Source organism: Micromonospora sp. NPDC048905, from assembly GCF_040649655.1.
In the GTDB taxonomy this organism is placed as follows: Bacteria; Actinomycetota; Actinomycetes; order Mycobacteriales; family Micromonosporaceae; genus Micromonospora.
This window is the reverse complement of record NZ_JBEZFV010000002.1, coordinates 553,733-574,115: the sequence shown is the minus strand read 5'-3', so window position 1 is coordinate 574,115 and position 20,383 is coordinate 553,733. Positions and strand designations below refer to the sequence as shown.

The following is a 20,383-nucleotide window of genomic DNA, read 5'->3' as shown; positions in this document are numbered from 1 at the left end:
GGGGGAGCCAGTGTCACGTCATCCCGAAAGCGTTGTTGAACTTGGGCGGCAGCCCAGAGTTGGCGGCAACGAGGGTCTCAGCCTTCACCTGCGAATGCGCCGGGACCAGTAGTGCCCCGCCACCCGGACACGGTGATCAGCCCGAACACCCTGCTCAGCGGCGCCCGCCGCCGTCTAGCCTCACCTCGGCGGCCAGGTCAGTCACTGTCGCGCAGCGAGCTGGCCGACGCCGTCAACGCCGCTCTCGATCGGCTCTACCCCGGCAGGGTCCTCACCGCGCACTACGTCGACTCTCGCTGGATCGGCAAGCTCGAACGTGGCGAGCACCGTTGGCCCAGCGAAGAGCGTCGCGCTGCTCTCCGCCACGTTCTCGGTGCCGTGAGCGACGGCCAACTCGACCTCTACAGCCCGCGGCGTACCGACGTCACCACTACCGCCAACCACGGCATTGAGCAGCCGGTGCCGGGAAGTTGGGATGAGACGATCTTTGAGCTGCGAGCCCAGTGGCATCTGCTGGTCCAGAACGACAAGCTGTTCGGACCGCAGTACGCCCTGATTGGGGTTACGGCTCAGCTCAATCTGCTCGACCGGCTGCTCAACGACGTGCCATCGTCGCTTCGTCCCAGCCTCATACGCCTGGCGGCCCAGTACGCGGAATCGGCCGCCTGGTTGAACCACTCACTCAACGACGCCCCATCGGCCCAGCACTGGACCGGGAAGGCGCTCGACTGGGCAGATCAGATCGATGATCCAACCATGACAGCGTGGGCGACGTACCGCAGCAGTCAGCACTGGCTTATCGCCGGCAAGCCGTACCGTGCTATCGAAGAGGCCGAAGCTGCGATGCTGCAGGACAAGAAGGTACCCAGGCCGGTGCGCGCGGCACTCCGCGTGCAGCATGCCCACGCGCTCGCCACAGTCGGCGAGCATCGCAAGGCCATGCAGCTCCTGGACAAAGCGCATGAGTGGGCCGCAGACCGCAGGCCAGGTAAGCCCGAAGGCGAGCACGCCTCCTACTGCACAAGCGGCTACATCGAGGTTCATCGAGGCACATGCCTGAGAATTGGACGTCGGCCGGAGGAGGCCATCACGGTGCTCGACGCCGCGCTGCCGTCGATCCCATCGCTCCACCGCCAGGATTTCACCGCAGCCCTGCTGACCAAGGCCGCAGCCCACGTGGCGGCTGAGCAGCCTGAGCAAGCCGCCGCCACGGCGCACATCGCCCTACCGATCGCTCGGCGAGCTGGATCGCGCCGGATCCTGCACCAACTTGGCCAGATCGGCTCCGCTGTCGATGAGCACCGCCACTTGGCCGACGTCCGTGCGTTCTTAGACGACCTTGTGGAGACTGCCTGATGGCGTCAGACCTCGAGCTGTCCGCGATGCGGCATGCCATCACCCTTTCCGCTCTTGGGCTAGGCACCACGAGCCCGAACCCGCCTGTTGGGTGCGTGATCCTGGACCAGCACGGAACGGTAGTAGGGGCGGGATTTCACCGCCGTAAAGGGGAGCCGCACGCTGAAGCACACGCTCTCAACGCGGCGGGAGGTGCAGCTCGTGGTGGTACAGCCGTCGTCACGCTTGAACCATGCAACCACGTCGGAGTTACGCCGGCTTGTCGTCAAGAGTTGATCGACGCCGGCATCTCTCGGGTGGTCATCGCCGTCATCGACCCAACGTCTCGCGGTGAAGGTGGCGCGTCAATGCTCATTGCCGCAGGCGTCGAAGTCGAGACAGACGTGTTGCGCGAGGAAGCCTTGACCGTCCTTGAGCCGTGGCTGACCGCAACTGGGCGCCGTAGGCCCTACCTGACTTGGGCGTTCGCAGTGAATGGCGAGCATCAGGCGTTGGCGGAGAAACGGCTCCTGATGGACCTTCGCGCTAACGCTGATCTCGTCACAGCGGGCAAGACCCTCGACGAGGGTCAATCAGGAGGCCACGCTAGCGGGCATTTCGTACTGCCCGGTGATGCCGAAATTGGCGTCGGCCTGTCGCAGTGGCTGTCAGCCGCCTACGAAGGCGGCGTACGCAGCGTGCTTGTAGTCGGTAACGAGCACGTAGCTGAGCTGCGACCGCACCTACACGCCGTCGACGAGATCGTCGTCTCTCTACCGCGAACTGACCCGTCTCGAGCGTTGGAAATGGTCCACCCCGGCCTCATACCGATCGGGTTTCGAGTGGTTGAAGTCATGGCTCACGCGGACTCGTCGACGTCCCGCGTGCGATGCCTCCAGGTGTAGCGTAAGGAGGAACCGCATGCCGGTCGCTTGCTGATCATTGAGCGGTGTCAGCCAGGGAGCACAGAAGACAGGTCACCTGGAGAGTCGGCGTGTCGGCATGCTGGGCGCCGAGCACTTCCTGCGCGCCGACAACGGCTGTGTAGCCACAACGCCACGCGCGCATCCACCCATCGCCGGCCATTCCGAGGGTGTTTGAATCGGAGTGTGCAGCGAGGTGCCGGCGGTTTGTCCAGGTTAGACCTAATGGCAGTCAGCCCGGAACCGAGGTCATCGAGACCGTCGTGGCTGGCGGCCAGTGCCCGCCTGCGTACCCCGACCCCGTGCGGACGATCGGTCTCCCCAGAGGCCCGTGCACCTACGGGTCAGGGCGAATCAACCAAGTGTCCATGGGAGTCGCGATTGAATATGCCGGCATGCCGAAGGGTCGCCGGCAGCAGCCATCTCTGCAATCTCAGCGTGGCGGCCTTCCTGGGCCAGTAGCTTGAGCAGCGCCTCCCGCGCCTCCCGGTCCCCATCGTAAGCCATTCGGCGAATCTCGTCTTCCCGGCCTTGGTGTGCCAGCAATTCGACTAGACACCGATGAGCGTCATGTGCGGACTTTCCGCGAGAGAGCGCCCTCAACTCTTCCTCCGCTCCGGCTGCCGCCAGGGCTCGGTGCAACTCCGGCGCCGCAGCAGTAGCGTCGCGTTCGGCCAGCTCACGCAGCTCCTCGACGAGGCCCAGCTTGGAGAGTAACCGCGCAAACAACGTCATTTCAGGAATACTGTCGTTCCCTGCAATTAGGATGCGAAGTTCGTCGACGCGTCCCTGATCCGACAGAAACTGGGCGTAGTACATCCGTGGGACGCCGTAACCGTTGGCTTCTTCCTGCACCATCCACGCTCGGAGCTCTTCACCTCGGCCGGTAACGGCAAGGAGCCGGGCCAGAGCGCGGGCGGCCTCATCCGGAAAGTCGCCTTCACCGTTCTCGATGAGGTCGTCGTACTCCTCCACGGCCTCATCGACCCTGCCTTGCTCGACGTAGACAGCGGCCAGACACATTCGAGCATCTTGGTCGCCAGCCTCTGCGAGGTCGACCAGCGCGGCCTCCCGGCAATGGTCCCTCAAAAACCGCACGAGGTAGAACCGGCCCTCCTCATAGCCGCCGTCCGCGAGTCGCCGCAGTACAGCCTCGTCTCCTCGCTGGTAGAGCACTTCGGCGAGGTTATACCAGCCGTCTTGGCTCACATCGTCTTTTCCCCAGTGCGACATCAGCTCGTCGAGGCGATCCTGGTGGATCATCAGCCAAACGATTCCCCAGCGAGCCGCCCCGACGCCTTCATCGAGTAGCGCGCGGAGACTGTCCTCACGACCTTGATCTAAGAGGAGGTAAGTTAACCGCCACGAACACTCTTCGTCAATCATGTAGGTACGCAGCAGCAAAGGAAAGGCCTGCTCCCTGAGTCCACGTTCATCGGCGGCTAGCGCCAATTTGCTGAGGATCTGCACGTCGGTGACATGAGTTCCAACGACCTTCCACAGGGCCGCCGGTACGGGAAGATAGTGGCGTTCGAGTCCGCCACGCTGCTGCAGGTAATCGTGGAGCGCGTAGCCGCCTTCCGCACCCATCTGCGAACCGCGCAACGGCCGGAGGGCCCGGATCCCGCCTCGCAGCTTCGCCTTTGCATACTGCAACGCATCCGCGACGGCACCTGGTGAGGCTTCGGCGAACTGGTCGTCGGTCAAGTAAGCCGTCATCGCGCTGGCCAACAGGCCTGAGCTGAGGACGTGCACACCCAGGTTAGTAAGGTCAATGGCTGCGGTAAGGACCGCCGCGCCGTAGGGCTGGCTAACCTGACCGAGCTTCCAGTGTTGTAGAAGTTGTGGAGCGCCGGCGAGGTGCTGCGTGAACCCGTAGTGATCGTCCTGAAGTGCGGCTGCGAGTCGTTGATCGCCGGTGGTCCCGGCAAGGGCCGCCGCGCGCCTGGCCTCCAGCTTGGTGAACGTGTCGCTGACCAGGATGACAGGTCCCGTCGCCAGACTCAGGCATTCTCTTGCAGGGCGCCATGGATCTGCAGCAGGCGCCGATCCGAACAAGGAGACCCTGGGCACAGCACTCATTATCTGGTAAGCATCTGGCCACAACACGTGGACCACGATGTTTGGTCTACCTCTCGTCTTTGTCCATGCCGAGACCTCACTGGAAGTCAGGCCCTCAGGCATAAGGAAGCGCGGACTCGGCGTATCATCAAGCCATATAAGGGTGCGTCCCGATGATGCCCCCATCGCTTCCCGGACGCCGTTAGCATCCTCGGCTAGCAAGATCTGCCAATCATCTAGGGTGTGCCGGCAAGCCTCATACAGGCTCCGCGACTTGCCCGCCGACGAGTCACCGATTACCACGATCGATCCTCCTCCGCTCTCGGCTGCACGGCGCAGTTGGGCACGAAGCGCTGAGTCGTGATCGCGAGCGACATATGGAGGAAGGCGTGACGACTCCATCTCCAGCTCTAACGTGGGATGAACTCCGAGATCGAAAGGCGAAGAGGAATCGATGTACAATAGACGCCACGATCTGCGATGAGGTGCCGGCACCGTAATGGCAAGGTCGGGTGCTACGAATCGCCCGCGCGACCCCCTGCCGCTTTGGGCCAGATCGGGAAGGGCGTTGCCAACGACATCGAAAACCTTTGCGAGGACATTGGCTGGAGTGATGAGGTGTGAAAAGCCCTCGCGCACGCCGGGGTAGGCGTTGAGGTATGTCGATAACTGGTCGCCATCCCACAACGCAAAGTCCTCGAGGCCGAGCTGCCCGGCGTATCCGTCCAACAAAGTGCGTACGTAATCCTTGCCGTTGCCAGGAACGCTGGAGAGCCGAACATTCGTCGCAATGATAAGGTATTCCGGCGGTCGCCCGTTGTTGAAGCGACGGGAGCTCGGATTGAGCCATGCGGCGAGCTCGAGTTTGATCTGTCGGCTTAGCCACTGGGTGTCTTTGCTGCCGACGTCCTTGCGGCGGTACTTGGCCTGGAGCACTACATGGCCGTTCCATGGCTGGACGGGACCGGGGTAGGTCAAAGGCCCGTCGAACGTAGCCTCCCGTCCCCCGTCGGGGCCGTCGCCGAACGCCTGGATACCCGCGCCCAGCACGTGTACCGCCAGGGCCCGACAAAGGTCCTCAAAGAGGCGCTCACCCAGCCGACTCAGATCGTCATTCATCTCACCATCATCAACTATCGGCCCTGACGCAGCTCAGCGTCAGGTCGGACCAAAGGTCGGCATACAAGGTCGGACCGCAAGTCGGCATTCCCAGCCGCTGCACGCCGGGAGAGTCTGAGCGCAGGAGTGATGACGTCGGATCCGTGAGCTCCGCGGGTTCTGTGGAGGCTCACCTCCCGGCCATCGGCAGGGAGCGCGACCGGCTTGGGTGCCCCCGCGCCGGATGTTCGTTGCAAGCATGCGGCCGTTGCGAGCCGCAGCGGCTCGGATTGGTCGGAGGGACGTTCATGAGCGTCGAAACGAGAAACAGCGGAAGTCTGCGCCAGGCGATGGTCGATCAGCTGGCCGCTGATCATGCCGATAAGGGCTTGATGCTGCGGCCGGAGGTGGAGGCGGCGATGCGGACGGTACCTCGCGAGCTGTTCACGCCAGGCCTCCCTGTTCAGGAGGCGTACGAGAACAGGGCGGTCATCACGAAGCGGCGCGGTGAGGAGAACATCAGTTCCGTCTCGGCGCCGTTCCTCATCGCGGAGATGCTCGGCCAGGCGGCTGACGCGCTCGGCGGTCTGAGGGGCCGTCACGTGCTGGAGATCGGTAGCGGCGGCTACAACGCCTCGCTGCTGCGGGAACTTGTCGGCGCGGCCGGCTCGGTGACCACCGTGGACATCGACCCGGACGTGACGGATCGGGCCGTCACGTGCCTCACGACGGCGGGCTACGACGATGTCAAGGTCGTGTGCGCCGATGCCGAGCGTCCGGTCGAGCCCGGCCGCCGCTATGACCTGATCATCGTCACCGCTGGCGCGTGGGACATCCCGCCGGCGTGGTGCGAGCAGCTCACGGACAACGGGGTCCTGGTGGTGCCGCTGCGCACGTTCGGGATGACGCGATCGTGGGCGTTGCGTCGTGCCGGTGTCGGCCTGGTCAGCGTGAGTGAGCGGCAGTGCGGGTTCGTGCCGGTACAGGGCGACGGGGCGTACGACGTGCAGTACGTCGACGTGGCCGACGGGGTCCACCTGCGGCTCGATGAGGGCCAGCAGATTCCCTCTCAGGACCTCGGCGGCCTGCTCGCGACGCCTCGGCAGGAGGCATGGGCCGGAGTAAGTCTGCCGCCTCCCACCGTGCTGGCTGACTTGGACCTGTGGCTTGCGACTCGCGTCGGCGCCGCAGGACAGAAGTTCGTGGTGCTGACTGCACAGGATGAGGCCATCTCGTCCGGCGCCGTCGCGCCGTCGTGGCGGTTCGGGACGCCTGCCGTCCTGCACGACGATGGCAGTTTCGCCTACCGGTCGGAGTTGCGGTGGACCGGCGACGCGTTCGATCTGGGCGCGTACGCCCACGGCCCCGACGCCTCGGCGGCGGCTGCGGCAGCGGGGCGAATGGTCGAGCACATGCGGGCTTGGGTGAGCGCCGGCTGTCCCGCGCCGGCGCTGCACGTCGTGCCCGCGCAGACCCCCGACGGCGACTTGCCGGCCGGGACGGCTGTGGACAAGCGGCACAGCCGCATCGTCCTGGCCTTCGCCAATGAAGGAAGGGAGCCCTGATGGAGCTCGACGAGCACGAGGTTGGCCAGGAGTACGTGGAGGGCGAGCTCAACCTCCGGCTGGTTGACGCCGGCCCGGCGCTGAGCGCGTACGCCACCGCTACCGACGACGGATGCGGCTCGGGTAACACCGGGTCGAGCGCCTGTACCGGCAGGTAACAGCCGCCGTCACGGCGGGGCCCGGCCTTCATGAGGTCGGGTCCCGCCTCCAACCCCCATTTATGCCGCCGGCTCTAGGAGCACGCGATGTTCCAAGCGACGGGTGCAGCCATGATCAGGGCAGCGTCCTACCCCTCCGACCTGACATTGCCGACGTGGCCGGACCTGACCGCCGAGCAGCCAGAGCAATGGCGGGATTGGCTACGGCAGGCATGGGTGCTACCAGAGTTTGCCGCCGCCGTTACCGTCGCTGCACCACAGCTAGCCGACCAGATCGCCCGCGTACTCACCGACGAAGCCGTGACCGGTCTGCGGCTGCGCCGGGCGGTAGAGGCCACAGTCCGATACCTCCTGAGGTGGACGACGCGCGCGACCCCGTTCGGCCGATTCGCCGGAGTCGCTCCCATGCAACTCGGCCCCCGCGCGACAGCCTGCTGGGGTGCCGCTCATAGGGAGGTGAAGCGCCCCGACGGCCGGTTCATTGCCGAGCACACAGCCCGGGCGGAACGAGACTTGCACACGCTCCGCGCGGTCACGGTCGTGACCAACCCGATCGGGTATTCGCGCGGCGGAACGTGGGTGTTGCCCTGCCATCACAGCAACGGTGACCGGATCAGTGACGTGCAAATCGACCTCACCGACGCGATACGACGGGCGGTGCAACTTGCCAGCTCGCCAATCGCGTTCGCTGACTTGACCGCCCAGATGGTCGATCGAGCGAACATGGACCAGCCGGACGGCACCGCAGGTGTCGAACGGCTCTTGGCCGCACTCGTTGCCGCTGGCGTCCTTGTGTCCGAGATCCGCCCTCCATTGATCGCCACCGACCCAGCCGCCTACCTCAGCCAACACATCAACCTGCCCGATCCCGGCGAGTGTGTTCAGGTCGACCTACGCGTCGACTGCTCGGTGACGCTGCCACCGGCCGTGGTCCGGGAGGCGTGCGAGGCCGCAGCAGCGCTCGTCAGGGTGGCGCCGCGTTTACCGGGCTGGGGGGCCTACCATTCCGCATTCATCGAACGCTGGGGCCCCGGCGCGGCCGTGCCGTTGCGCGATGTTCTGCGGGGCCTAGGCTTTCCCGCCGGCTACCGCGGCTCGGGGCGCCGCGAGCCGGCCGGACTGACCGCCCGCGACACCCTCCTTGCGGAACTGGCGCAGCGCGCGGCCCTGCAAGATTGCGCCGAAGTGGTACTCGACGCGGAGCTGATGGATGAACTGCGCGGCGACGACGATCGGCCCCCGGTTCCACACACTGAGCTCCAGTTCGCCCTCGCCGCATCTACCCTCAGGGACCTCGACCGAGGCGACTTCACGCTGACGGTCACCAGCGGCGCCCGCCACGCAGGCGCCGCAGCAGGTCGGTTTCTGCACCTGCTCGCACCTTCCGAACTCGCGCTGTTCTCGGACGTCTACACCCACCTGCCAACGGCCCTGCCCGGCGCGGACCCAGTACAGATATCCAGCCCTCCACTGGGCAGCCGGCTGGCCGCTCTCGCCCGTGCCCCGCAACTGCTGCCAGTCCTGCCCGTCGGCGACTTCCACCCCGACCCGCGATGGACACTCGCGGACTTGGCCGTCGCAGGCGACGGTCAGCGGCTCTGGCTCATGTCGCGTACGACAGGCCGGCCGGTCGAGCCCATGCTGCTCAACTGCCTGCTGCTGCCGACGCTCCAGCAGCCGCTCATCCGGTTCCTGACGGAGATCCCCATAGCGTGGACGGCACCGTGCCTCCCGTTCGACTGGGGTCGCTGCTATGGTCTGCCGTTCCTGCCACGCGTACGGCGAGGCCGGTCGATCCTTTACGCGGCCCGCTGGATCATTGCCGCAGGGGCACTGCCCGGGCGTAGTGCGACCTGGCACCAGTGGCGGGCGGCCTGGCAGCGGCACCGTGAACAGCAGCGGCTACCCGCAGACGTACTCCTTGGCAGCGGTGACGCACGGCTACGCCTCGGCCTGGACGACGCCGCTCACCTGGCGCTGCTGCGTAGCCACCTCGACCGGCACAGACACGCCACCCTCACCGAGGCACCGGGACGGGCCGGCTGGATCGACGGCAGACCCGCCGAACTCCTGCTCACCCTGATCCGCACCCCGCCGGGCGACGAGCTGCCTCCTCGGCCGGCGCGGCCCGCCAGCACTGTGCAGCACCGCCCCGGCCAATCGCTCTGGCTGGACGCCCGCCTCACCGGCCAAACCGAGCACATCCTCGCCGACCTGTCGAAACACCCCGAGGTGTTGCCTGCTGGCTGGTGGTTCCTGCGCTACCCCGATCCAGAACCCCACCTGCGGCTGCGTATTCCACTCGACGACGTCAACCAGTTCGCCAATGTTGCCCGCGACGTTGCCGCGTGGGCTGAGCGGCTCGACGAGCAGGGCCTGCTGGCTGACTACAGCTTGGCCACTTACCGGCCCGAGACACGCCACGGCACCGGGCCCACCCTCGCCGCAGCCGAAGCGGTGTTCGCCGTCGACTCACGCGTCGTCCTCGCGAACCTGACCGGCGACCGGTACGCCACCACAGCCACCAGCATGCTCATCATTGCCGACGGCTTCACCGGCGACGGCCCACGCTGGATAACCGAACACGTCCCGCATCGCAGTGGTCCGCGCCTGGACCCGACCCAGCTCAGCCACGTTCGCCGACTCCGCGGAGACGACAACCTGACCGCGGCGCTCACCACGGCGTTGACCGCCTACCGGGCACTCGTCGACCGAGACGGCCTCGACCCGCACCAGGTGCTGGCCGACCTGCTTCACCTGCACCACGCCCGCATGATCGGCGTCGACCCCGCATCCGAGCAGCACTGTCTGCGCCTCGCCCGGGCCGTCGCCCGCACAGCCCTTATCCGCGGCGCGTTATGACCGCAGGACAGTCACTCGCCGATGGGGCAGTCGGCATCGCCCTTTGGCACCTCGAAACCGGCAGATGGAACGCGGCGTACACCGCGCTCGAGCAGGCAACCGCCGACGGTGTTAACGCCACCGACAACGCCAGCCTCTACTACGGCGTACCCGCGCTCGCGTTTGTCCTCGCCGCCTCCGACCACCCCGCGCTCACCCGGGCCCGAGCCGTCACCGCAGCCGGGACCGCCACGGTGACCCGCCGCCGGCTACGCACCGCCCACCGCCGCATCGACCAACGGCAACAGCCCGCGTACGCCGAATTTGACCTAATCCGCGGCCTGACCGGCCTCGGCGTCGCCCTGCGCCGTATCGGGGACCTCGACCTCCTCCGCGAGGTACTGACCTACCTCGTACGACTCACCGAACCCATCGGGACCCTTCCAGGCTGGTGGTGCCCACACGGCCCCAGTCGCGCCGAGGCAGTACCCGCCGGAGGCCACAGCAACCACGGCATCGCTCACGGCATCACCGGCCCACTCGCACTCCTGGCGCTTACCCTCCGCGAGGGCATCACCGTCGACGGACAGACCCAGGCAATCAACCGCATCTGCGACTGGCTCGACACCTGGCAACGCCACACCAACACCGGAGCGTGGTGGCCCCAGACCATCACGCTCGACGACCTTGACCGTGGCCATCCAAGCCAACGCGGACCGCTCCGGCCGTCCTGGTGCTACGGCACCCCCGGCCTCGCTCGCGCGCAACAACTCAGCGCGCTTGCCCTCGGCGACACCACACGCCAACGCCTCGCTGAGAGCGCGATCGTCGCCTGCCTGAACGACTCGACCCAGGTCGGCCAACTCACTGACCACAGCCTGTGCCACGGAACCGCCGGACTCCTCACAACCGCACGTCGCATCGCCGCCGACGCCCTCACACCCATACCCCTCGCGCCACTGCAACGTCTCCACCAACAGGCACCAGAGGCGACCGACGAACTCGCAGGCTTCCTCGACGGGACATCCGGCGCCGCCCTGGCCGCGACCGGAACCACAAAGACCTCATGGGACGCCTGCCTGCTCCTCTGCTAACCCACCAACATCGACCGGACGGCACTCATGGAACAGAACTCCTGGCAGCAGGTGAACATTGCCTATCCCGGCCCAGACTCCAGGCAACGGGAAGTGCAAGCCGCCGAACACCTCACCCGCGTGCTACCGGCGGCTGAGGCCGAGGGCCTCATCACCTCGTGGTGGTTCATCCGCAAGGGCCCGTGGCGGATTCGCTACCTCCCTGCCACGTCCACCAGCGATCCGGTGCACCTACTGCTCACCGACACCATGAGCTGGACCAGCGACATCTACGAACCGGAGATCCACGCCTTCGGTGGCGCCGCCAGCATGAGCGCCGCCCACCTCCTGTTCCACCAGGACAGCCACCACCTCCTGGACTACCTCAGCGACAACCCAAATGACCGGCGGGAACACGCGCTCATCTTGTGTACTGCGCTCATGCGCGCCGCCGGCCTCGACATCAACGAGCAAGGCGACGTCTGGGCCCAGATCGCTGATCAGCGCGGCACGTTGGTAAGCCCAGCACCCACCCAGGACGTTCGAGCACGGGTTGATCTCATCGCCGATGTCCGCCGCCTCTTGGTCGGCTCACCTCGCCCGGGCGGCATCGCCAGCGAGTGGCTGAGCGCCTTCGAAGATGCCGGCAAGGCGCTTCGCGCCCTCCGTGAGTCGGGCAAGCTCACACGCGGAATCCGCGGAATCATCGCGTTGCACGTGATCTTCCACATGAACCGTCTTGGAGTCCGCGCGAGTACCCAAGCGACCCTCACCCGCGCCGCCAAAGAGGCAATCTTCGACGACCTTCCTCCGTAATACCAGCAGCCGATGGTGGGGTCGTGCTGAACCCCCTGCTCGCCGTGCCCGATACTTGACCACATCGCGATCACGATCCGTTCATCGCGACGGAATTCGTTCGCGTCCTCGCCTGCCTCGTGGCGGGGAATAGCGTGGTGGCTCCCTCGAGATGACTTCTCACCCGGGTGCGTTGAGCTGGCGGCGCATACCATCGCTCTGGACCGGGAAACGGGCACCGTTCGGGGGCGGAACGCTAAGGGACGTCTCGTATCTCGACGATGGTGAGATGTCCGTCGCTGGTGCGGTGGTCTTCGAGGTGATCTTCCGCCGGTGACCGCCGTATCAGTACGGTCGGTGGATCCCTCGCTCCGAGAGCGTCGCTTCGTAGAAGCCGAGGAAGCGCTCTAACTCTCCGACTGCGTCGTCCAGCTCGTCGAGAGCTGCGCGGTCACCGGGGTCATGGCGCAGTAGGCGCGCCGTGTCCGCCAACTGCAGCAGCAGGGCATCGAACGTATCGCCCTGCAGATGGATGCCGGGATAGGCCCTACCCGGAAGCTGCACGACGGCAAAGTTGGTACCACGGGACAGTACCTGCGCTTGGTCCTGGCTCATCTGAGCAGGATTCCAGCACCACTCGAAGATCGTCCAAGGGAGGTCTCCTCACCCCGGTGACTGTCTGGTTAAGACGGTCGGGGGGCTGCCTGGGCGCAGGTGACCACCGCAGCCCGCCCGGCTTGGATTTTCCCGTTCACCGGGCTGCAGCCCGCCCAGTTCCGCAAGCTAGTCCGACTGGTCGCCGAACGCGGCGGGGACGCCATCGCTGACGGCCGGCCGGGCCGACAGTGTGCCCTCAACTTGCCAGACCGGGTGCTGCTGGTGGCCACCTACTGGCAACGAACCTGACGATGCGCCAGATCGGCCCGCTGTTCGGGGTGTCGCACTCCACCGCGCACCGGGTCATCGACACCCTCGGCCCATTGCTGGCCCTGGCACCGGTGCGCCGACGGCCGGTCGACCAGCTCGCCATCGTCGACGGCACCCTGATCCCCACCCGCGATCACCGCTTGGCCGTCAAGAACAAGAACTACCGGTACCCGACGAACCTGCAGGTCGCCAGCACCCAGATGGTCATCGCTGTCGGCGACCCGCAGCCCGGCAATCGAAACGACACGATCGTCTACCGCACCAGCGGCATCGAAGAGAAACTGGCCGGGCGACCCGTCATGGCCGACGGCGGTTACCGCGGCAACCCCGAGGTGATCATCCCGTACCGCAAGCCCGCCGACGGCGGCGTCCTGCCAGCCTGAAAGAAGAGCTGAACAGCCACCACCGCACCGTCCGCGCCGGAGTCGAACACGCTCTGGCCAGGATGAAGTACTTCAAGATCCTGCGCGACTACCGCCGCGCCGCCCACACAAATTGGCCGACGCCGCTTCCGGCATCGCCAACCTTCACAACATCATCCTTACCAGCTGACCACCGGCCCAGTGCCGGGCAACCCCTCCACCCAGTTACGAGACGTCCCTTAGGGCGGGTATCGGTGGCGCCGTCGAGTTGCCCAGCGTCGCACCCGGGCAGCAGATGATCTAGGAACCTCTGGTAATCATTGGTTGAGCGTGAGGTTCCGAACTTGAAAATCGGGCGATCTGGTGAATTTAGGCCAAGAGGGCGTCCTGATAATGCTCGAAGTTGATGAATCTATGCTGTTGAGCAAGGGGCTGCGCCCGGTCTCCGGACCGGGCGAGGATCGCAACAGCGCCTGCGCGGTGGCCTGCTGACGGGAGCCGATCTCGCTGCGCCCGGTCTCCGGACCGGGCGAGGATCGCAACCGCGGCTGGACCGTCGACTCGGTCCTCGTGTACTCGCGCTGCGCCCGGTCTCCGGACCGGGCGAGGATCGCAACGCCGCCCGGAAGCCCAGTTCGAACCGGGACGCGAGTGCTGCGCCCGGTCTCCGGACCGGGCGAGGATCGCAACCCTTATTTCCCCGTAGCGGTGCCTACCGGCGGCGCTTGCTGCGCCCGGTCTCCGGACCGGGCGAGGATCGCAACTGGAAACTGCGCGCAGCAGAATCGGTTGCCGGACCGGGCTGCGCCCGGTCTCCGGACCGGGCGAGGATCGCAACTCCGGCGTGACGCCCGCGACCTGCTGCCGGTTCGCGCGCTGCGCCCGGTCTCCGGACCGGGCGAGGATCGCAACGTGGTGTTCGCGGTGGACCTGCTGGTCGACTGGGAGCCGCTGCGCCCGGTCTCCGGACCGGGCGAGGATCGCAACCCCACGACCCACGGGCAGCCGACGTCGCCGCCGTCGGTGCTGCGCCCGGTCTCCGGACCGGGCGAGGATCGCAACCTCGGCTGCTGCGGCGACCAAAACCACGCATCCGGGGCTGCGCCCGGTCTCCGGACCGGGCGAGGATCGCAACCTGGCCCTGTCCATGGGTGAGGCGGTGCGCCAGGCCGGCTGCGCCCGGTCTCCGGACCGGGCGAGGATCGCAACTTCGGCAGCGTGTCCACCTCAACTCCGTGCTCGCGTGCGCTGCGCCCGGTCTCCGGACCGGGCGAGGATCGCAACCTCGGCGGACCGTGGGGTGTGGCGCTGCTTGGCGCCACGCTGCGCCCGGTCTCCGGACCGGGCGAGGATCGCAACAGGCTGCGGATTTGCCACAGCCCGACCGACGGCCCCGCTGCGCCCGGTCTCCGGACCGGGCGAGGATCGCAACGTGTGCACGGGCGCGGCGCGGTGGTACCTGGACGCGCTGCGCCCGGTCTCCGGACCGGGCGAGGATCGCAACACGATCCTCGATGATGGTCAGATCAACTACCTGACCGGCTGCGTCCGGTCTCCGGACCGGGCGAGGATCGCAACACGTTCTGATCTGGACTGATGAATCTTTGCTCTCGCTGGCTGCGCCCGGTCTCCGGACCGGGCGAGGATCGCAACGATTCGGTCAACAACCGGCCGATGATGCGGCGAGAGCTGCGCCCGGTCTCCGGACCGGGCGAGGATCGCAACTGGTATTTCAAGGACGGTGCTGCGGGGGAGTGGGAGAGCTGCGCCCGGTCTCCGGACCGGGCGAGGATCGCAACGAAGTCGTCCCGCTGGACGTTCCCGTGGAGGCTCCGCGCTGCGCCCGGTCTCCGGACCGGGCGAGGATCGCAACCTGGTGCCGCCCTTGAGCATCGCGACCAGCCAAAGCAGGCTGCGCCCGGTCTCCGGACCGGGCGAGGATCGCAACGTCTGCACGGGCTGCTCGGGCACCAGCCGTGCCTTGCTGCGCCCGGTCTCCGGACCGGGCGAGGATCGCAACAGCTTCACGCCCGCGCCGGAGCCGGCCAGGCTCACCGCTGCGCCCGGTCTCCGGACCGGGCGAGGATCGCAACGTCAAGGGCAACTTGCTCCCGATCGCCGTCGGTGTCGCGCTGCGCCCGGTCTCCGGACCGGGCGAGGATCGCAACAACACCGTCGGCCGAGACCGCGGCGTGAGCGCGCTGGCTGCGCCCGGTCTCCGGACCGGGCGAGGATCGCAACTGGTACGCCCGCAGCTCGACGTAGTCGCCCTCGCCGAGGCTGCGCCCGGTCTCCGGACCGGGCGAGGATCGCAACCGGCAAGGGCGACGTGCTTATCGACCTGATCGAGGCCCGTTGCGCCCGGTCTCCGGACCGGGCGAGGATCGCAACACCTGAAGGCGTACCGCACGGCCGACGGCGGCGACATGCTGCGCCCGGTCTCCGGACCGGGCGAGGATCGCAACGCCGACAAGGGGCTGCTTCGCGTCCTCTACACCGCTGGCGCTGCGCCCGGTCTCCGGACCGGGCGAGGATCGCAACGCCATGTGGCTGGACGCACTCCGGGACGGCACCCGGGAGCTGCGCCCGGTCTCCGGACCGGGCGAGGATCGCAACGGGTGGGAGGTGTACCGGGTCTACATCGACAACGACATGCTGCGCCCGGTCTCCGGACCGGGCGAGGATCGCAACTTGGTCAGCGTTTCCATAGGGTCGGACCCCATGTCTACTGGCTGCGCCCGGTCTCCGGACCGGGCGAGGATCGCAACGGCCGAGCTTGGCCGACGTGTCGCTGATCCGCCGGGTGCTGCGCCCGGTCTCCGGACCGAGCGAGGATCGCAACCACGCGTCCGCTAAGTCGTCGACAGTCCATGGAACGCTGCGCCCGGTCTCCGGACCGGGCGAGGATCGCAACTCGTCGTCTGCGGCCAGGCCGCTGAAGTGGATGTGGCTGCGCCCGGTCTCCAGACCGGGCGAGGATCGCAACTACGACGCCATCGCCGCAGCAGTGCGCGCCCTCGTCGCTGCGCCCGGTCTCCGGACCGGGCGAGGATCGCAACAGGGTCGACGGCGGCACCATGGCGTAGGGCAGGCCGGCTGCGCCCGGTCTCCGGACCGGGCGAGGATCGCAACCATGTCATGTACCCGCCGGTCGTGCCGAACGTGCCGGCGCTGCGCCCGGTCTCCGGACCGGGCGAGGATCGCAACAGCTTGAACGGAGTCGACGCGCTCTTGTTCGGGCTGGCTGCGCCCGGTCTCCGGACCGGGCGTGGATCGCAACATGAGCCGTGCGGGTACGTGCGGCACTCGTCGGGCTGCTGCGCCCGGTCTCCGGACCGGGCGAGGATCGCAACCACGTCGTGCCGATGGCCGCGCTGGTGTACGGGGTGGCTGCGCCCGGTCTCCGGACCGGGCGAGGATCGCAACATGCGGATCGTCGACGGGGTCCTCGACGTGACCGCGCTGCGCCCGGTCTCCGGACCGGGCGAGGATCGCAACAGGTGAAACCGGCTGTAGTCGGCGCCGCGCGGGGCGCTGCGCCCGGTCTCCGGACCGGGCGAGGATCGCAACAAGGCCGTGTTGATCGAGAACGTGCCCGACGTGGCCGCTGCGCCCGGTCTCTGGACCGGGCGAGGTTCGCAACCGGGTGTCCGCCGTGCCGGAGCCGCGCCTCAACGCGCTGCGCCCGGTCTCTGGACCGGGCGAGGATCGCAACGCCAGCCAGGGCTGGAAGGAAGTCCTGGGCGGGCTCGCTGCGCCCGGTCCTCGGGCCGGGCGAGGATCGCAACCGGGACGTCGAGCTCGCGGCGTCGAAGGTCGTGGACCGCTGCACTCGGTCCCCGGACCTGGCGAGGTTCGTAACTTGACCTGGATATCGCGTCACTGCGTTGTGGCGCGGTGCTGGTCCCGGTTCTCGGACCGGGCGAGGATTGCAACTCGAACAGGTCGTGCGCCCCGGTGCCGACGTCCGCGCTGCGCCCGGTCTTCGGACCGGGCGAGGATCGCAACGCGTTCGCGATCGCGAACAAGGTGCTGTGGACCTTGGCTGCGCCCGGTCCCTGGATCAGGCGAGGATGGCAACCGCGCGCGATGGAGGTCCTGGACGTGCTCGCCGTCATCGGTGCTGCGCCTGGTTCCGGACCGGGCCGGCGAGGATCCCCAACTGGGTTGGCTAAACGGTTCGCTGTGTTCATGAAGGTGATTGGAGAGAGCTGCGAGCTGGTGCGGCGGGTCAAGCCCATCGCTGTCCAACGTTGCTCACCATTTGCGAACGATTTGGAAAAGGAGTCCAAGGGCAGTCAGGAACGCAAGGATTCCGGCCGGTAGCCCTTCCACGGTGCCGACCACTATTCCGCAGGCCGCACTTATGGTGAGGATGAGCGTCCACCGTAAGGAGAGTCGGGAATCAGGCTCATCATCATTTGGGTCTGGACCGTTTGAGGGCGATTGGCCGACGCTCATCTACTCTCCTCGAATCTCGGGAAGCGGTCATCGCGGAAGGCCGCTATGCGATAGCGCGCCAGCTCATTTCTAGGCCTCAGGGCAGGGGCGGTCAGGCCAGCACAGTCGCCGGTCATCGGCGTAAGCGCTGCCATGGTTGCACGCCGCCTGCATCGATGCAACCCTCAGTAGTAACGCCAACACCCTAATCTGTTGACGACTACAGAGAAGTTGCTAGAGGGAGGGCCGCTATGATGCCGCTGGTGGTTGTAGAGGCCCCGGGAGGGGACTGCGGCTGGCGTGGTCGCGTTGAGCCGAGGGTCGCAACTCTGTTGTCGTGCCAGAGTTCGGTGTTGGCACCGAGGTAGCCGCGGGTTGGGGGTAAGTCCTCAACCCGCGGCGCTCAGGCAAATATCCGACAGATCGCGAACGTGACATTGACTCCGTTGTAGCGGGGTGGCTGGATAGGCCCGTGTTGAAGCCATCTTGTAATCAGTTTGGGGACCGTGTGTGAGCGGCGAGGCTCCGTTGTGGGCGCATAGCCCTGCTCCTGGTACCGAGGTGTGGCACTCTCTCGAGGATCACCTGCGCGGTACGGCCACCCTTGCGCGACGTTTCGCGGCCCCCTTTGGTGGCGGCGACCTTGCATACTGGCTGGGTTTGCTGCATGACTGCGGCAAGGCCGGGTGCGCCTGGCAGGAGCGGTTGTTGAAGGTTGCCGGTGGTGGCGGCCGTGTCGGCATCGACCACAAGGCGCTCGGTACGCGAGTCGCGTGGGACCGTGGCCTGAGTTGGTTCGCTGTCGGCATTTTCGGACACCATGGTGGACTCCTGGACCGGCGCGACTTCAAGAAGAAGCTGGCGGCTGCGTTGAGGGACAACCCGCGGAACGTGGCGTCGGCGGAGGCTGCCCTGTCCCGTCTGTTGCCGGAACTGCCCGCCGACCTGAGTGCCGCGCTGCCTGAGCGTTGGCAACAGGATCCGCTGGTGGGGGAGATGGCGTTGCGGTTGTGCTACAGCGCTCTGGTTGACGCCGATGGGTTGGACACTCACGCGCACCACCATCAGCTCGCCGCTCCGAGGGTGCGCCCGGACGCCGACTTCGCCCACCTGTTCGCCCTGTTCGAGCGACGTCGGGCAGAGGCGCTCGCGCAGCGTCCGCCGTCGCCGATCGATGGGCTACGGGAGCAGGTTTACGCGGGGTCTCTCGCCGCTGCCGAACGACCTACCGGGATGTTCCGGTTGCACGCGCCGACTGGGGTCGGGAAGACGCTCGCCGCGGCTGGCTTCGCGCTGCGTCATGCGCAGCGCCACGATCTGCGTCGGGTGATCGTCGCGGTGCCGTTTTTGACCATCACCGAGCAGAACGCCGATGTCTACCGGCGGATGCTCAATGAGGACGGCGCCGAGCCGGTGGTGTTGGAGCATCACAGCCAGGTGGATTTCGATGCTCCCGAGGCTGGGCCTTGGGCGCGTCAGGCCGCGGAGAACTGGGACGCGCCGTTCGTGGTGACGACGTTCGTGCGTCTGTTCGAGTCCCTCTACGCCCGCAAGCCGTCGGCGATGCGGCGGGTGCATCGACTGGCCGGGTCGGTGATCGTGCTGGACGAGATTCAGGCGCTGCCGCACGACATGCTCGTACCGATCCTGAACGGCCTGCGTCTGCTGGTGGAGCACTTCGGGACGACGGTCCTGCTGTCGTCGGCTACCCAGCCCGAATTCTGGGCGTTGCAGACCTTTGCGGACCTGGACCGGTTCGAGTTGGTCTCGGAAGTGTCGGTGCTGAACGAGAAGATGCGGCGTGTGTCGTACGAGTGGCGGCTGGACGCAGGTCTGACCCTGGGTCACATCGCTGATGACGCCAGCGGGTCGGCTGGCAGCGGTGTCGGTGGCGGGTCGGCGATGGTGGTGGTGAACACGACAGCGGATGCGCGGACGGTGTATGAGCGGTGGCAGGAGGAAGGCTTCGGTGATGTCGCCTGGCATCTGTCGACGCGGATGTGTCCGGCGCATCGGCGGCGGGTGCTGGAGGTGGTGATCCGGCGGTTACGTGCCGGTGAGCGAGTGCTCCTGGCGGCGACGCAGCTGGTGGAGGCGGGCGTGGACCTGGACTTTCCGCTGGTCTATCGGGCGATGGCACCGGCTGATTCGTTGCTGCAGGCCGCCGGGCGGGCCAATCGGGAGGGGCGCTTAGAGCGTGGACGTGTCGTCATCTTCGCTCCGTCAGACGGTGGACAGCCTGCGGCGTACAAGAAGTTGGTCGGTGTGGCGAAGACCTGCTTCGGGCCCGACGTGGCCGATCCGGACAACGAGTCGGCGTTGTCGGACTACTACTGCCAGGTCTACGACGCGCTCAACCTGAAGGACCCGGAGCACGTTGGTCAGCGCATCCAGCAGGCCCGTAAGGAGTGGGCGTTCCAGACCGTTGCTGATGGCCCGCTGATCGATGTGAACAGCCGCCGTCGTGATCACGAGCGGGCGTTCCGGCTCATCCTTGACGAGGGCATCTCGGTGGTGACCCCGCAAGGTGCGTTGACGGACGAGGAGTCCGCTGCTCTCGTCGACCTGATTGAAAAAATCCGCCACGCGTCGGTGCCGGACCTCCATGATCTGCGTCAGCTTCAGCCCTACACCACCACTGTGCACAGCGGTGTTCTCCGTAAGCCGGAGGTGACGGCGTACATGCGGCCGATCCTCGGCGATGAGGTGCGGGTGGGCGCGTTGGTGGAGTGGATCGGTGGATACGACGAGGCAACTGGCATCACCTTCGACCCGAGATTCGAGGAGTTCGTGCAGTGACGACGG

Annotated in this window: 10 protein-coding genes, 1 pseudogene and 1 CRISPR repeat array; of the genes and pseudogenes, 9 read left to right on the top strand and 2 right to left on the bottom strand. The window is 66.8% G+C overall.

The window, feature by feature from the left end; genetic code table 11:
• Positions 1-132: 132 nt before the first annotated feature.
• Together AB0C01_RS07250 and ribD are read left to right on the top strand one after the other, a co-directional pair.
• Positions 133-1,356, top strand: a complete 1,224-nt coding sequence (locus tag AB0C01_RS07250; RefSeq protein WP_357570548.1) for a hypothetical protein — start codon at positions 133-135, stop codon at positions 1,354-1,356.
• The gene (ribD, locus tag AB0C01_RS07245; protein WP_357570547.1) at positions 1,356-2,240 is read left to right on the top strand and encodes a bifunctional diaminohydroxyphosphoribosylaminopyrimidine deaminase/5-amino-6-(5-phosphoribosylamino)uracil reductase RibD; all 885 of its coding nucleotides are present in this window, start codon (positions 1,356-1,358) and stop codon (positions 2,238-2,240) included. Before AB0C01_RS07250 ends, ribD begins: the two co-directional genes overlap by 1 nt.
• 372 nt (positions 2,241-2,612) lie before the next feature.
• Here the strand turns inward: ribD and AB0C01_RS07240 are convergent, their stop codons facing one another.
• Entirely contained in the window at positions 2,613-5,438 is a 2,826-nt protein-coding gene (locus AB0C01_RS07240; RefSeq protein WP_357570546.1) for a hypothetical protein, read from the bottom strand.
• Between the two features lie 287 nt (positions 5,439-5,725).
• Between AB0C01_RS07240 and fxlM the strand changes: the two genes are divergently transcribed.
• From fxlM to AB0C01_RS07215, 5 genes are all read left to right on the top strand, one after another.
• Positions 5,726-6,982, top strand: coding sequence for a methyltransferase, FxLD system (fxlM, locus tag AB0C01_RS07235; RefSeq protein ID WP_357570703.1), 1,257 nt, complete (start codon positions 5,726-5,728; stop codon positions 6,980-6,982).
• Positions 6,982-7,140: an FxLD family lanthipeptide gene (locus AB0C01_RS07230; RefSeq protein WP_357523139.1), complete on the top strand. Its 159-nt coding sequence runs from the start codon at positions 6,982-6,984 to the stop codon at positions 7,138-7,140. Before fxlM ends, AB0C01_RS07230 begins: the two co-directional genes overlap by 1 nt.
• 87 nt (positions 7,141-7,227) lie before the next feature.
• Positions 7,228-10,002 (top strand): lantibiotic dehydratase, encoded by a 2,775-nt coding sequence (locus tag AB0C01_RS07225; protein ID WP_357570545.1) that lies wholly within the window; start codon positions 7,228-7,230, stop codon positions 10,000-10,002.
• Complete coding sequence (locus AB0C01_RS07220; protein WP_357570544.1) at positions 9,999-11,075, top strand: lanthionine synthetase C family protein; 1,077 nt, start codon at positions 9,999-10,001, stop codon at positions 11,073-11,075. Before AB0C01_RS07225 ends, AB0C01_RS07220 begins: the two co-directional genes overlap by 4 nt.
• A gap of 27 nt (positions 11,076-11,102) precedes the next feature.
• Positions 11,103-11,870: a thiopeptide-type bacteriocin biosynthesis protein gene (locus tag AB0C01_RS07215; protein ID WP_357570543.1), complete on the top strand. Its 768-nt coding sequence runs from the start codon at positions 11,103-11,105 to the stop codon at positions 11,868-11,870.
• A 324-nt stretch (positions 11,871-12,194) separates the two neighbouring features.
• Here the strand turns inward: AB0C01_RS07215 and AB0C01_RS07210 are convergent, their stop codons facing one another.
• The gene (locus AB0C01_RS07210) at positions 12,195-12,464 is read right to left on the bottom strand and encodes a hypothetical protein (protein ID WP_357570542.1); all 270 of its coding nucleotides are present in this window, start codon (positions 12,462-12,464) and stop codon (positions 12,195-12,197) included.
• Between the two features lie 99 nt (positions 12,465-12,563).
• Here AB0C01_RS07210 and AB0C01_RS07205 point away from each other — a divergent pair.
• Positions 12,564-13,328, top strand: a pseudogene (locus tag AB0C01_RS07205) (transposase family protein).
• A gap of 241 nt (positions 13,329-13,569) precedes the next feature.
• A CRISPR array of direct repeats spans positions 13,570-17,219; the repeat unit is 37 nt; unit sequence GCTGCGCCCGGTCTCCGGACCGGGCGAGGATCGCAAC.
• An 869-nt stretch (positions 17,220-18,088) separates the two neighbouring features.
• The gene (gene cas3 / locus AB0C01_RS07200; protein ID WP_357570541.1) at positions 18,089-20,377 is read left to right on the top strand and encodes a CRISPR-associated helicase Cas3'; all 2,289 of its coding nucleotides are present in this window, start codon (positions 18,089-18,091) and stop codon (positions 20,375-20,377) included.
• Positions 20,378-20,383 lie beyond the last annotated feature (6 nt).

Coding starts and splice junctions, on each gene's coding strand:
- ribD (WP_357570547.1), top strand. CDS start 1,356: ATGGCGTCAGACCTCGAGCTGTCCGCGATGCGGCATGCCATCACCCTT.
- AB0C01_RS07240 (WP_357570546.1), bottom strand. CDS start 5,438: ATGAATGACGATCTGAGTCGGCTGGGTGAGCGCCTCTTTGAGGACCTT.
- fxlM (WP_357570703.1), top strand. CDS start 5,726: ATGAGCGTCGAAACGAGAAACAGCGGAAGTCTGCGCCAGGCGATGGTC.
- AB0C01_RS07230 (WP_357523139.1), top strand. CDS start 6,982: ATGGAGCTCGACGAGCACGAGGTTGGCCAGGAGTACGTGGAGGGCGAG.
- AB0C01_RS07225 (WP_357570545.1), top strand. CDS start 7,228: ATGTTCCAAGCGACGGGTGCAGCCATGATCAGGGCAGCGTCCTACCCC.
- AB0C01_RS07220 (WP_357570544.1), top strand. CDS start 9,999: ATGACCGCAGGACAGTCACTCGCCGATGGGGCAGTCGGCATCGCCCTT.
- AB0C01_RS07215 (WP_357570543.1), top strand. CDS start 11,103: ATGGAACAGAACTCCTGGCAGCAGGTGAACATTGCCTATCCCGGCCCA.
- AB0C01_RS07210 (WP_357570542.1), bottom strand. CDS start 12,464: ATGAGCCAGGACCAAGCGCAGGTACTGTCCCGTGGTACCAACTTTGCC.